The following is a 12,432-nucleotide window of genomic DNA, read 5'->3' as shown; positions in this document are numbered from 1 at the left end:
ACACGCAGCCCTTTTGATCTGTCTTCACTATCGTAATTTACAGAATTTTCATTGTCAATCGAAGCATACAGTTCAATCTAAGATTTTTTATCGGTTTTCCAGCCAAGCCATTCCTCTTTTAACAGGCTGTAAGTGGCATGATCCACGTAATGATCGTAAAGGAATTCATTCCGGCGCAGTATCCCTTCCAGTTGAAACCCTAATCGTTCCGGGATCGATCTGCTTTTATAGTTTTCCGTAGCAGCTTGAATTGTTACTTTTTCCAAATCCCATGACCCGAAGATCAATACGTCCAAGTAGGTCGCCACTGCTTCTGTCATCAGGCCCTTGCCCTGAAATTGCGCACCCAGCCAATAGCCAATGGACGTCTTTTTGTTGATCCAATCCACCGTATGTACGCCGACTGTGCCAGCCAGACGTCCTTGGTACCAAATGCCATAGTTGATTCCGCGATTATCGTTGTACTGATGGATCGTCGCTTGAATGAATTGACGAGAATCCTCTACCTTCTTCGTAAAATTCAGCCACGGCAGCCATTTCATAAGATTCTCCCGGTTCGAATCCGTAAGCAAAAATAACTCCTCAGCATCGGCTAATTCTAATTGCTTCAAGTACGTATCTTCATTGATTGCTATCCGTTGAATCGTTTGCATACGTATCTCCCCTTTTCTTGGATATTTTACTTGAAAACACCAAAATGAGCAAAAAGCGCCCGCCAGCAACAACAGGGCGAACGCTTATAAAAAGTTCTTTTATTTTTTGCTATTGCCGATCTCTTCCGGCTTGAAAATGCCTGTCTCCGTGACGATCGCTGTAATGTACTTCGCAGGCGTTACATCGAACGCAGGATTGTACACCTTGATATCATCCGGAGCTACCTGTTTGCCCAAGCCATGGGTAATTTCCTCGGCTGGACGTTCTTCAATCGGAATATCTGCGCCTGTCGGTGTCTCCAGATCGACGGAGGACAGTGGGGCTGCCACGTAAAAAGGAATGCCGTGAGCTTTTGCCAATACCGCTACCCCATACGTACCGATTTTGTTGGCGACATCACCATTCGCTGCTACGCGGTCCGTACCTACAATGACAGCCTCTACTTTTCCTTGGGACATGACCATCGCCGCCATGTTGTCGCAAATCAGCGTCACATCAATCCCTGCTTGCTGCAATTCGAATGCAGTAAGACGAGCGCCTTGCAGGACAGGACGGGTTTCATCCGCGTACACCTTTAGGTTCCAGCCGCGTTCCTTTGCCAAATAAAACGGAGCGGTAGCCGTACCGTACGCTGCTGTAGCCAACGCCCCTGGATTACAGTGCGTGAGAATTCCCATACCGTCATGCAACAGAGTGAGCAGATGCTCTCCGATGGTCCGGCATACTTCAGCGTCTTCCTTTTGAATTGCCAGTGCTTCATCGAGCACTGCCGCCTTCAACTCGACAATCGACGCACCGCTTTCTTTTTCAACACGAGCCTTGATGCGATCCAACGCCCAGAACAGATTCACGGCTGTCGGACGGGAGGAGCCCAGGTAGTCTGCCTGCTGGTTCAGTTCCTGCCAAAACTCGTCGTAGTTACTCGCTTCACTGCCACGAATGCCCAGGTAGAGCCCGTAAGCCGCCGCCATGCCAATCGCTGGTGCGCCGCGCACTTCCAAGCGCCGGATGGAACCCCATACTTGCTCGGAGGTGGTCAAGTTCAAATAGATTGTTTCTACTGGCAGACGCGTCTGGTCAAGCAAGACCAATGCGTCATTCTCCCACTTAACAGGTGCCAATTGGGTGCTGGTTGTCATACTGTTGTAGCCTCCTGGTAGTAGCGTTCAGTTACTGTGCGTACGATGTCCGTGATATCTGTCGATTCGTCTATGCCGCCGCGACCAAGAATCAGCGCTTCTCCAATCGAGAGAGCCAGACGCTCTGCTTCTGCGCGAGTCTGATCGTCTTCAATGGCATTCAGGTCTGCTACGCCTGCCAAACCGATGACACGGCGCAAGATTTTGCATCCGGCATAGCCTGCTGTATCCTGAATCAAGCGCTTCACGTAGCTTTGCCACAGTCCTTCGACATGGGCGCTGCGCTCTTTGGCGTGCTTGTGCCAGAGTTGAACGAATTGTGAAACGAATTCATTCCAGACATCCTCAACCGTTTCCAATAAGTATTCGCGGTACGCTTCCCGTTCTCCTTGATCTTTTTGCAAACCGTGCTGTCCTGCGTAATTGAGCAGCAGATTGGCAATGACCGCCCCGATGTCAAAACCGATTGGGCCATAGTAAGCGAACTCCGGATCAATTGCTTTCAGGCTGTTTTCCGTGATGAAAATACTTCCGGTATGCAAGTCACCATGCAGCAGCGCTTCCGAGCGCGTAAGGAAATCGTATTTCAGCTTGGCGATTTCCAGCTTCAGCGGCCTGTTGTTCCAGATCGCCTCAACTTCGCGGCGAATCAACGGGTTGAAGTCGTTGGTAGGCGCATTTTCATACGGATCAGTAAAGACGAGATCTTCTGTTATTTTGCATAATTCTGGATTTATGAATGTTCCGACTAGCGCTTTTTTATCATACGGATGCGCGCCCAGATCGGATGTGAAGAACAAGGTTTGCGCGAGAAAACGACCAATTTGCTTCGCGAATAGCGGGTACCGCTTTCCTTCGATCAGACCTTTGCGCATGATGATATGGTCTCCGACGTTTTCCATGACAGTCAACGCAAGCTCCCCGTCGAAATGATACACCTGTGGCACCAGATCCGGAACGTATTTGTGCTGAATGCGGAGTGCCTCGCTCTCGATGCGGGCCCGATCAGTCGTAAGCGGCCAAGATTCTCCCACGACGCGGGCAAAAGGCAGTGCTTGCTTGACAATAACGCTCTTACCGGTTGCCGGCTCCTGAATGTCAAAAACGAGGTTAAGGTTGCCATCCCCGATTTCGCGGCTGGTCAGCTCTGCTCCTTCGCTAAAAAGACCCGGTATTCCTTTTACGTACTCCACTGCTTCCTGTTCAGTCAATGCGCGGTATGCCATGATCCCAAAACTCCCCTCTACGTATTTTTCCTCTATCTCTACTTGTTTTGTTTGAGTACCTGGAGCAATAAAAAGACCTCTTTTCCCGAAGAAAAGAGGTCGCTGTCGTCACGTGTAAGAACCGTGTTGATGTCCCCCTTATCTTCCAGACCACTTTTGTTTCTGCAGGAATTAGCACCGTGCATGTCGCCTGTCAATCAGTCGCTTCCTCACGTCTGAATGGCGTCATGTCGGTTGCCGGGTATCATCGGGCCAGTCCCTCCACCTTCTCTGGATAAGGTATCCAAAACGTATTCGGTTTTTGATTTAGTTTGAATCATACAACCTACGCTTCCACGATGTCAACACCCTTTTGTGCAAAAATTCGCACCTTGCAATTAGTAGGTATAATGAGCTCCCGATGCCGAAGGGTTATCCCAATTCCACCAGTCTACTTTGCCTAAAAACGCTGCTGTTATCGACTTTTCGGCCTTGAGCTTCAGCAGTTCTTTCGTAGGTCCGGTGAGGACGGCGCCGTAAATGCGCACTCCTTTTTCTTGCATGTAGCTATAGCGTTCGGATATCTGTGGATTACTACCTGATAGCAAAGATCTGCCAATATCTCGAGCCAAGCCTTCGTTCTCGGACAGGTACTTCATTTCGTTCATAAACGTCGCCATCCGCCTGTCCCCTTCCCCGTTGACACGAATAGCTCCTCCATAGTCCAGTTCCCTTTCGGCGAACCCCCATACTTCTCCGGCTCCTAATAACCGGCTTGCTTCCTCGCCCTTCCTTGTTTTTTCCTCGACACCCGTGTCGATTGCGAACCATATCGTATCTTGGCTGGCAGAGCTAACATGCCTTGAAACCAGCTCATAGTATTGTTCGTAGGTCAAGAAGCGATCAAAGGAAATCGCAAGCTGAGAAACGGTGCCCTCAGGCAGCTTTTCCATCGTTGTCCATGCAGGGGACCTGAGGTACAATGTGTCCTCCTCGGCTCCCTCTTGTACTGTCGGATAACGGAAATATAGCTTTTGCTCCCTGACCCCATTCGTCCATTGCGGCTTGGCGTTTACCAGCCACAGCATATTTGTACTCTCGAAACGGCCTGCGTTTTTTGCTTCCGCCCCAACCCTCTCGCGTAGCTCCATGCTGATCGTTCCGTTGAGTAATCCCACCTGTGAACTGCTGCTGCCTACACTCACACCGGGTTGTGTAAAATTCACCATGTTTTTGGCGCTCCGAAACAAATCTTCATGCACCAGCGTCCCCATCCATCCATTCACAAGGAGAAGTAAGACCCCGATCAGAAAGAAAATCGAGATGGTAAAAGCCGAGTTGAACAAGCGATTTTTCCATTTTCCCCGGCGAACAATAGCACGCTGCTTTTCATCCGAAAGTGCATCTGGATTCACTTCCATTTCTTCCCCCAACAAAAGCCTTTCCAACCGCTGTGCGTATTCCTCGTCAGCAGCTATTTCTTCCTCGAATTGTTTTGAATCTTCTTCCGCCATTTCCCCACGCAAATAAGCAAGCAGCCTTTGCTCGCGATGATTCTCATCCTTGTTCATCACTGGCTTTCCTCCCTCCACAACTTTCGCATCTTTTGTCGTCCACGAAATAGGGAACGCTTGACGTCTGCCAACTCGATCCCGAGTACCTCTGCCATTTCCGCGTAAGAAAACTGCATGGCAGACAACAAAATGACCTGTCTCTGCTTTTCTGGAAGCTTCTCCAAATAGTCGTGGGCCACTTCCCACAGTTCCTTGTTCACGACATGCTCTGCCGGATCAACCGCCGAATGATCAGGTCGCTCTGGCAAGGCTTCCACAAACGCAAATCGTTGTTTCGTCTTCTTGCGATAGCCGTCCACGAAAGCGTGATAGGCTACCTTGAACAGCCAGGGCCGAACTTTTTCCCCACGGTAGTCGTCCAAGGAAGAGAAGGCGCGACAAAAGGTTTCCTGTGTCAAATCCTCTGCCAGCCTCTCATCTCGTGTCAGCCGGAAAAGATAGCGGTAAATATCGTTTACGTGCAGCTGGTACACATCCTCCAGACCTACTTTCCCAAGCCGTTCACACCCTTTCAGCCCTTACCACGAAGAAATTGCCAAAAAGTTTCATCTTCGTCTCATTTTCCTAATAACCTGCTGCACATTCTCTGCAAAAACAAAGATTGACTCCTGACAATGAACGTCATATCATGGGGGAAACGAATAACTCTTATCGCGAGCTGGCTGAGGGACTGGCCCTATGATGCCCGGCAACCGGCGCTATACCATGAATCGTACGCTCATCATTGCGTACCTTGGATAGCGAAACGGTGCTAATTCCAACGGATAAGAGTCGAGATCGAGCAGCTTTGGCTCATCTCGGCTACTGACCCGAGAGATGAGAGGAGACGAGACGCTTTCATAGTCGACAACCGCCTCCCCGCTCAATGGGGAGGCTTTTTTATTTAAATCAAGGAGGATTAGGCGTACCATGAGTGAACAACGTATCCTCGTCACCTATCTCACACAAGCAAAAGACTTGAACATGAAGGCCCAAGCCATTGCTGTCGGCATGACAGTCGGTTCCTGGACGGACCTGCCGCTTGCCAAGCAAGCTGAGCTAGCGCCGTATCTCGGGGAAGCTGTGAGCGCGACACCGCTTGCGACACTGGAAAATGGAGAAACACGCGGTCTAATTACCGTCAGCTATCCGACTCGCAATTTTACAGCGGACATTCCATCCTTGTTGACCGGAATATTCGGGAAACTATCAATGGATGGCAAAATCAAGCTCGTCGACATCGTACTCCCTGACTCATTCCTCCAGGCTTTTCCTGGACCGAAGTTCGGCATTGATGGTCTGCGCGAACGTTTAGGGGCACATAACCGTCCGCTCTTGATGAGCATTTTCAAATCGTGCCTGGGTCTTCCTTTCGACGATCTGAAGACGCAATTCCGAGCACAAGCCTTGGGCGGAGTCGATCTCGTGAAAGATGACGAAATCTTCTTTGCAGATGACCGCGCTCCTTTCATCGAACGGATCAAAGCATTCAAGCAGATCGCCCAGGAGACCGAGGCCGAAACAGGCAAGCCCGTCCTCTATGCAGCTAACCTGACTGGACCTGTGCATGAGCTGAACGAAAAAGCGAAGCGTGCGGTAGATGCTGGTGCTGACTGCCTCTTGTTCAACGTACTGGCCTTTGGCTTCGATGCCCTGCACCGTTTGGCAGCCGATCCTGATGTGCACGTACCGATCATGGCGCATCCAGCATTGGCAGGCGCTTACTATCCATCACCTGACTATGGCATCGCCCCCCCGCTTCTACTCGGTACGTTGATGCGTGTAGCTGGGGCAGATTTGGTGCTCTTCCCATCTCCATACGGCAATGTCGCCCTGGACAAAACAGAAGCGTTGCAGCTCGCCAAGCATTTGACCGACCCACTGAATGGTGTGCGACGTTCCTTCCCGGTTCCGTCTGCCGGTATTCACCCGGGGCTGATTCCACAGCTTTATAAAGACTTCGGTCTGGATCAAATCGTCAATGCAGGAGGCGGAATCCACGGTCATCCGGGTGGAGCAACCGCAGGTGCGAGAGCATTCGTTGCCGCGATTGAGGCTGTCACCGCAGGCCGAACACTGGAAGAGGCTGCAGCGGAATCACAAGAATTAGCGATTGCCCTAGAAAAGTGGGGTGGCGCACGATGAGTAAGAAGCTCGTCCTGTTCTGCGATTTCGACGGAACGATTACTGAAAAAGACAACATTGTAGCGATTGTCCGCAAGTTTGCTCCCCCTGAGTGGGAAGCCTTGACGGAGCAAATCCTTTCGCAAAAAATAAGCGTGCAGGAAGGGGTCGGCAAGCTGTTTCAGCTCTTGCCCTCCTCCTTGCGTCAGGACATTATCGATTTTATCGTCCAGGAAGCGACCATTCGCCCGGGATTTGCTGAATTCGTGAGTTATTGCCGCGAACAAGGCATCGAGCTGTTAATAACGAGTGGCGGCATCGACTTTTTCTTGGAGCCTATCCTTGCACCATTCGATCTTACCGATGTACCGATCTACTGCAATGGCAGTGATTTCAGCGGAGAGCGCATCACCATTACGTGGCCCAACGCTTGCGATGAACATTGCACGAACGGCTGCGGCATGTGTAAGACGACCATCATCCGCCGTTACGATCCAGCAACCCATTTCCGCATCGTCATCGGCGACTCCATCACTGATTTAGCTGGAGCCAAAATCGCTGACTATGTGATTGCCCGTTCCTTCCTCGCTGACAAGGCGGAAGAGCTGCAATTGCCGCATAGCAAGTTCGCCACATTCCACGACGTGATTCGCATTTTACAGCAAGTCCAACAGGAGGTTGTCTAAATCATGACCGCAACACTCGAACAACGTCTGGATGCCTTTCGCCGTCTGGATGACGCCAAGCTGACATTTGCCCGCCGGGACTGGTTTCCCGGCACCAGTGGCAATCTGTCCATTAAAATACAAAACGATCCCTTGCAATTTGCTGTAACGGCAAGCGGCAAAGACAAAACCAAGCTGTCCCCCGAAGATTATCTGGTCGTGGATCAAGACTCGCGTCCAGTGGATGAAACTGCTCTCAAGCCGTCCGCGGAAACGCTCATCCACGCCGTCGTCTACAAAACGTTCCCGAAGGCTGGGGCTTGCTTCCACGTCCATACTGTTTGGAACAACCTCATTTCCGAGCTCTACTTTGGACAACGCGCTTTCTCCATCCAAGGACAAGAGCTAATCAAGGGACTTGGAATCTGGGAAGAAAACGCGCGCATTACTGTTCCGATTGTTGAGAACTTTGCCGATATTCCGACCTTGGCTGCCGCCATTGAAAAAGTAATCACACCAGAAGTTCCCGGCGTACTCATCCGTAACCACGGTATCTACACGTGGGGCGGCAATGACTTCGAGGCCAAGCGCCATCTGGAAGCTTTTGAATTCCTATTCGAGTATCACGCCCGCTGGCTGCAATTGCGCCAAGCAGTCGTGTCCACTACAACCACCAATTAAGGAGGAATAAACGATGGCACAAATTCGTTTTCACGACAACAATGAGTACATCTCAGCACCCGAGGAAGTTGTCTCCTTCCTGGATACGCAAGAGATCATTTACGAAAAATGGGGCGTGGATCGCCTTGATCCAAAGCACCGTGATAACTACAGCCCGACAGACGAGGAAAAACAAGAGATTCTCGACACCTTTAAGCCAGAAATCGATGCGATCAGCAAACGTCGCGGTTACTTGACAGCGGACATTATCGTCCTTTCTGACAAAACACCTAACCTCGACGAGCTGCTGGTGAAATTCAAGGGCGAGCATCACCACACCGACGATGAGTGCCGCTTCTGCGTCGATGGTCACGGTATTTTTGCTATCAAGGGCAAAGACGGTCGCTACTTCGACGTCGAGCTGGAGCCAGGCGATCTGATCTCCGTACCACCGAACTACCGCCACTACTTCACCCTGATGGACGACCGCAAAATCAAGGCGATTCGCCTGTTCGTCACCCCTGCAGGCTGGGAAGCGATCTATTAATCGTCAACACCCTGGTCACGTTCGGATGCCAGGGTGTTTTCTTATTTCACGACTCCATTTCCTTTAATAGACACTTCTGGCTTAAGTTGAACCGTTGCTTTTGCAAAGGCTGACGGCCAGTCATCTTGAACTTTTTTCCATTCCTCGTATTCATAGGCGCGCGCATAAAGGCCAAAACCAAACGGGTCCACCTTGGCTTCCTGGCATTTTTTGATTAGCTGGGCGTAATCCTTGTGGAATTGCTCGGCGATCATCTGTTCCAGCTTTTTATAGTCCTTTTCCATGTTGAAAGGAAACAGTCTCTCTGATATCGACACGCGCAATTTCAACTGAACATCGAAATGGAATGTACCGTCTCGATAGGTCGTCTTCACTTTTTTCTTGACGCCTTTTACGAAAAAGCTGACTCTGTCCTTTATAATGGGATTCTGATCGGTTGGCCCCTTAACCGGGAGAGTGATGGATATTTCCCCCTGTTTTCCATGAAGAAGCATCTGCAAGAGAATCGTATCCCGCGGCTCGATCAATCCGGCATAAACCCCTTTTTTCGTTAACAGTGCGGTTCCCATTACTCTCACCGCATGTTTCGTCTTCTTCAATTCCGATATATGGGGCGTCATGCCTTTTTCAAACATATGCCGATGAAATTCCTGCGCTCTGGTTTTTACGGTCAGATTTCTTTGATTGGCTGTATCAATGAGCTTCGTCAGATGCAGAGCAAGACGAGGTTTGTCCTTTGGCTTGTATTCAAACAGCTCGTTCAAAGAACCATCAAGCATGACCATTCGTGCATTGACAGTGAACTTCGCATCACGAAAAACGACATCCAATAACCGAAACCAATCCGGGTGCTGCAATAAACGCTTTCCCAGCACAATCAACTGGATTTTGCCTGATACAGTCAGAGCCGTTACGATCTCATCAAAGCCCATTCTCGACTCTCGCATGCTTGATGCCCGAAGGCCGTATTCCTCTGTTTTTTCTTTGGCTTCCCTGCTGAACACTGGGCTTGTCATATAAACGAGGAGTTCGTTTTTTTCATTCAAATCAAGTCCGACCATAAGAGAAAGGGTCGCATCCTCGAGATTCAATCGATCGGTACACCCGGTTAGCATCACGATCAAAACGAACGACAAAATGATCTGCGTAAACCGCTTCATGCTTCTTTCCCCCCAGCTCGTTTTGACAACCAAATAGGCCCCCAAGCCAATAGTGGAAGTAAGTAAGCAAATATCAGTCCAGCATAACTCCAGATCTGCGTCATTTTTTTCAGGTCAATAAAAGAAGGGGTATACACCCAAGCCGTTACCGTTATTAGCGTGAGGAGCACCCATAAATGCTTTCGATGATCCCGGCTATTAAATAACTGGCTTGTGGAAAAAACGGTGAAATACAGGTAGGGCAATGCCGTAGTCGATAAAATGAACAAATAAAACGCGAGGAAAATAATATCGATGCGCTCCAGAAAGCGGTATTCGATCACCTTCCACAAGTTCAGCGTAGGCCATACATATTCAACGATCTCATCCGGGCAGAAAAAAGCAAAGCAAATGACTGTAATGTACAAATAAACGAGCAAGGTCAGTGTGTTTGCCACAACAATGCCGACTGATGCGTATTGCTTTTTCTGAAGAAAGGGGTAAATAAAATACGCCATTTCAAATCCAAGAAAGGACAAAACCGTAGTCTTGCTGGCTGTCACTATCGGCATCCATCCCTCTTTTATCAGAGGCAAAAAGTGCAACCAATGTGCATCCTTTAAAGCGGTAGCGAGGACAAGCGGCATCCAAAGAGTGAGATAGAATACCAGCTCAGAATACCTCCCAATCACACGCAGTCCCCCCTGTACGACGATATAGGCGGGAATCGCAAATAGGGCAACAATGATGTATGCAGGTGTCTGTGACAATATCCATACATTAATAATCGCAGTGGTATTGGCAATGAGGACGGTCGATGCAATTGCAAAATACACGACCATCAATATCGTCGCCACTTTTCCCAAATACTTGCCTAACAGCAGGTGGAATATATCGATGATCGTCTTATCCGGGTAACGCTTCATTATATTCGTAGTAACGAGGCTTACGAGAACAGCTGCTGCCCATCCAATAAACAGGGATATCCATCCGTCTGTCCCTGCCTGTTCCGCTAATTCTCTCGGTATTGTCAAGACACCGATCCCGACCTGCGTCCCGTGAATGAGAAGGATGTATTGGAGGACGGATAACTCGTAATACGCGTACTTTTTCATTTCGCATCCCCCTCTGGCTTATTGTCCCCTTGCCGCTTAGCCTGGGCCGTCCTGGCTCCCTTGGGGCGATCAAGCATCTTCCACAGAGGCAAGCGAACAAACAAGTCTTTCCAATCTGAGAAGCGTACAGGAGCTAGAGGGCTTCCATAGGGAACTCCAAGGGATTGCAACGAAATCAAGTGACCAATCAGGGCCATAAGCCCCACTACAATCCCGACGATCCCAAACATCGCCGCCAAGACCATCATGGCAAAACGGATGAGTCTAACAGCGGAAGACATATCGTAATTCGGGATGATAAAGGAAGCTATAGCGGTAAAAGCCACGACAATCACCATAATGTTACTTACGATTCCGGCTTGGACGACAGCTTGACCGATGACGATACCGCCAACGATACCGACTGTTTGTCCAATTGGAGCAGGCAAGCGAATACCAGATTCCCGCAGCATTTCCAGTGTGAGCTCCATGAGCAGAGCTTCCAGCAAAGGAGGGAATGGCACTTTTTCACGCGACTCTCCTATCGACAGGATCAAATCGAGAGGGATGACCTCATAATTGAATGAAATCAACGCAATATAGATCGCGGGCAAAAAAGTGGCCACGATAAAAGCCAGGTATCGAAGCAAGCGAATAAAAGAAGCAACAGGCCAGCGAATGCTGTAATCATCTACATTTTGGAAAAAGGAAGCAAAAGAAACGGGAGCAATCATTACACTTGGTGATCGATCAACGATAACGGCAATCTTCCCTTGGAGCAAATGAGAGGCGGTCGTATCAGGTCTTTCCGTTGTGATGAATTGTGGAAAAGGGGAGTATGGATTATCCTCGATATACTCCTCCAGCTCTCCTGTATTAAGGATCGAATCAACCTTGATTCGTTCAAGCCGATCTTCCAGCTCCTGCAGCACCTCTGGATTGACGACATCGGCCAAAAACATAATGGAGAGCTTCGTATCCCCTCGTTCTCCGATCCAAATCTCTTTGATTTTCAGCTCGCGGTTAGGAATATATCGGCGAATCAAGGCGATGTTTTGGGAGTCGGTTTCGACAAAGCCTTGATGAGCTCCCTTCAGTGAAGCCTCCAGCTGCGGGTCTTCAAGAGCCCTCTGCGGCCATCCATTTGTCTCGACCACGAGGGCTTCTTTTCGTCCCTCGATAAATAGAACACTGCTGCCTTTCAAGATATCGTTCTCTACGGTCTGAAAGTCGTATACAACGGTCACCTTTCCAACGGATAACACGTCAAAAATACTGGAGCTTTCTCCTTCTCTATGAGACAAAAGGGGACGAAGCACATTATTGTTTATGGAGTTTTTGTCAACCAATCCGGTGAGATAGACGAGTGTGACCTTGCCACCCGCATGTCGGCTGTCAAATGTCCGTATCACCAAATCAGGCGTCAGCGTAAAGATCGCATTCAGCTCAGCAATATTATCGTCTAATCGCTCACTGATCTCACGAACATGGATAGGCGCACCCGAGTGGCTAATCCTGTCTTTGACCGATGTCTTTTTTCTTCTCAGCCACCCTCTCATCGCCATTTCGTACACTCCCGCCCTTTGCGAAGTATGTTCTGTTAGCGTTCGTGAGAGCTTCCAAAAATATGCATGCAACTTGGCACAGACTGC

The 12,432-nt window shown here is 49.5% G+C and carries 12 protein-coding genes and 2 riboswitches; of the genes, 4 read left to right on the top strand and 8 right to left on the bottom strand.

Going from position 1 to position 12,432, the window contains the following annotated elements:
* Positions 1–77 precede the first annotated feature (77 nt).
* The 5 genes from C7R94_RS24185 to C7R94_RS24165 all read right to left on the bottom strand — a co-directional run bounded on the left by C7R94_RS24185 (position 78) and on the right by C7R94_RS24165 (position 5,045).
* Complete coding sequence (locus C7R94_RS24185; RefSeq protein ID WP_106785272.1) at positions 78–653, bottom strand: GNAT family N-acetyltransferase; 576 nt, start codon at positions 651–653, stop codon at positions 78–80.
* A 99-nt stretch (positions 654–752) separates the two neighbouring features.
* Positions 753–1,793 carry an S-methyl-5-thioribose-1-phosphate isomerase gene (gene mtnA / locus C7R94_RS24180; RefSeq protein WP_106785271.1) on the bottom strand — a complete coding sequence of 347 codons (1,041 nt, stop codon included), beginning with the start codon at positions 1,791–1,793 and terminating at the stop codon, positions 753–755.
* A complete protein-coding gene (gene mtnK / locus C7R94_RS24175) occupies positions 1,790–3,019 on the bottom strand; it encodes an S-methyl-5-thioribose kinase (RefSeq protein WP_106785270.1) in 1,230 nt (409 codons plus the stop codon). The genes mtnA and mtnK overlap by 4 nt, the downstream gene beginning before the upstream one ends.
* A 135-nt stretch (positions 3,020–3,154) precedes the next feature.
* A riboswitch (SAM riboswitch) is annotated at positions 3,155–3,300 on the bottom strand.
* A gap of 96 nt (positions 3,301–3,396) precedes the next feature.
* Positions 3,397–4,569, bottom strand: coding sequence for an anti-sigma factor (locus C7R94_RS24170; protein ID WP_197245011.1), 1,173 nt, complete (start codon positions 4,567–4,569; stop codon positions 3,397–3,399).
* Complete coding sequence (locus C7R94_RS24165) at positions 4,569–5,045, bottom strand: sigma-70 family RNA polymerase sigma factor (RefSeq protein WP_106785268.1); 477 nt, start codon at positions 5,043–5,045, stop codon at positions 4,569–4,571. Before C7R94_RS24165 ends, C7R94_RS24170 begins: the two co-directional genes overlap by 1 nt.
* Before the next feature lie 172 nt (positions 5,046–5,217).
* Positions 5,218–5,395: riboswitch (SAM riboswitch) on the top strand.
* An 86-nt stretch (positions 5,396–5,481) separates the two neighbouring features.
* On the opposite strand from C7R94_RS24165, the gene C7R94_RS24160 reads away from it, so the two are divergent.
* The 4 genes from C7R94_RS24160 to C7R94_RS24145 are packed head-to-tail and all read left to right on the top strand — an operon-like array spanning position 5,482 to position 8,547.
* Entirely contained in the window at positions 5,482–6,696 is a 1,215-nt protein-coding gene (locus C7R94_RS24160; protein ID WP_106785267.1) for a 2,3-diketo-5-methylthiopentyl-1-phosphate enolase, read from the top strand.
* Positions 6,693–7,361, top strand: a complete 669-nt coding sequence (locus tag C7R94_RS24155) for a 2-hydroxy-3-keto-5-methylthiopentenyl-1-phosphate phosphatase (RefSeq protein WP_106785266.1) — start codon at positions 6,693–6,695, stop codon at positions 7,359–7,361. The genes C7R94_RS24160 and C7R94_RS24155 overlap by 4 nt, the downstream gene beginning before the upstream one ends.
* A 3-nt stretch (positions 7,362–7,364) precedes the next feature.
* A complete protein-coding gene (locus C7R94_RS24150) occupies positions 7,365–8,021 on the top strand; it encodes a methylthioribulose 1-phosphate dehydratase (RefSeq protein ID WP_047073140.1) in 657 nt (218 codons plus the stop codon).
* A gap of 13 nt (positions 8,022–8,034) precedes the next feature.
* Positions 8,035–8,547, top strand: a complete 513-nt coding sequence (locus C7R94_RS24145) for a 1,2-dihydroxy-3-keto-5-methylthiopentene dioxygenase (protein ID WP_047073142.1) — start codon at positions 8,035–8,037, stop codon at positions 8,545–8,547.
* Positions 8,548–8,588: 41 nt separating this feature from the next.
* Here the strand turns inward: C7R94_RS24145 and C7R94_RS24140 are convergent, their stop codons facing one another.
* From C7R94_RS24140 to C7R94_RS24130, 3 genes are read right to left on the bottom strand one after another with little or no spacing between them, the layout of a single operon-like run.
* Positions 8,589–9,707 (bottom strand): Ger(x)C family spore germination protein, encoded by a 1,119-nt coding sequence (locus C7R94_RS24140; RefSeq protein WP_106785265.1) that lies wholly within the window; start codon positions 9,705–9,707, stop codon positions 8,589–8,591.
* Positions 9,704–10,801 (bottom strand): GerAB/ArcD/ProY family transporter, encoded by a 1,098-nt coding sequence (locus C7R94_RS24135; RefSeq protein WP_106785264.1) that lies wholly within the window; start codon positions 10,799–10,801, stop codon positions 9,704–9,706. Before C7R94_RS24135 ends, C7R94_RS24140 begins: the two co-directional genes overlap by 4 nt.
* A complete protein-coding gene (locus C7R94_RS24130; RefSeq protein WP_106785263.1) occupies positions 10,798–12,345 on the bottom strand; it encodes a spore germination protein in 1,548 nt (515 codons plus the stop codon). The genes C7R94_RS24135 and C7R94_RS24130 overlap by 4 nt, the downstream gene beginning before the upstream one ends.
* Between the last annotated feature and the right edge of the window lie 87 nt (positions 12,346–12,432).

This window comes from Brevibacillus sp. NRRL NRS-603 (assembly GCF_003013445.1).
GTDB lineage: Bacteria > Bacillota > Bacilli > Brevibacillales > Brevibacillaceae > Brevibacillus > Brevibacillus formosus.
The sequence above is the reverse complement of the archived record's forward strand: the minus strand, read 5'-3'. Positions and strand labels throughout refer to the sequence as shown.

Coding starts and splice junctions, on each gene's coding strand:
- C7R94_RS24185 (WP_106785272.1), bottom strand. CDS start 653: ATGCAAACGATTCAACGGATAGCAATCAATGAAGATACGTACTTGAAG.
- mtnA (WP_106785271.1), bottom strand. CDS start 1,793: ATGACAACCAGCACCCAATTGGCACCTGTTAAGTGGGAGAATGACGCA.
- mtnK (WP_106785270.1), bottom strand. CDS start 3,019: ATGGCATACCGCGCATTGACTGAACAGGAAGCAGTGGAGTACGTAAAA.
- C7R94_RS24170 (WP_197245011.1), bottom strand. CDS start 4,569: ATGAACAAGGATGAGAATCATCGCGAGCAAAGGCTGCTTGCTTATTTG.
- C7R94_RS24160 (WP_106785267.1), top strand. CDS start 5,482: ATGAGTGAACAACGTATCCTCGTCACCTATCTCACACAAGCAAAAGAC.
- C7R94_RS24155 (WP_106785266.1), top strand. CDS start 6,693: ATGAGTAAGAAGCTCGTCCTGTTCTGCGATTTCGACGGAACGATTACT.
- C7R94_RS24150 (WP_047073140.1), top strand. CDS start 7,365: ATGACCGCAACACTCGAACAACGTCTGGATGCCTTTCGCCGTCTGGAT.
- C7R94_RS24145 (WP_047073142.1), top strand. CDS start 8,035: ATGGCACAAATTCGTTTTCACGACAACAATGAGTACATCTCAGCACCC.
- C7R94_RS24140 (WP_106785265.1), bottom strand. CDS start 9,707: ATGAAGCGGTTTACGCAGATCATTTTGTCGTTCGTTTTGATCGTGATG.
- C7R94_RS24135 (WP_106785264.1), bottom strand. CDS start 10,801: ATGAAAAAGTACGCGTATTACGAGTTATCCGTCCTCCAATACATCCTT.
- C7R94_RS24130 (WP_106785263.1), bottom strand. CDS start 12,345: ATGGCGATGAGAGGGTGGCTGAGAAGAAAAAAGACATCGGTCAAAGAC.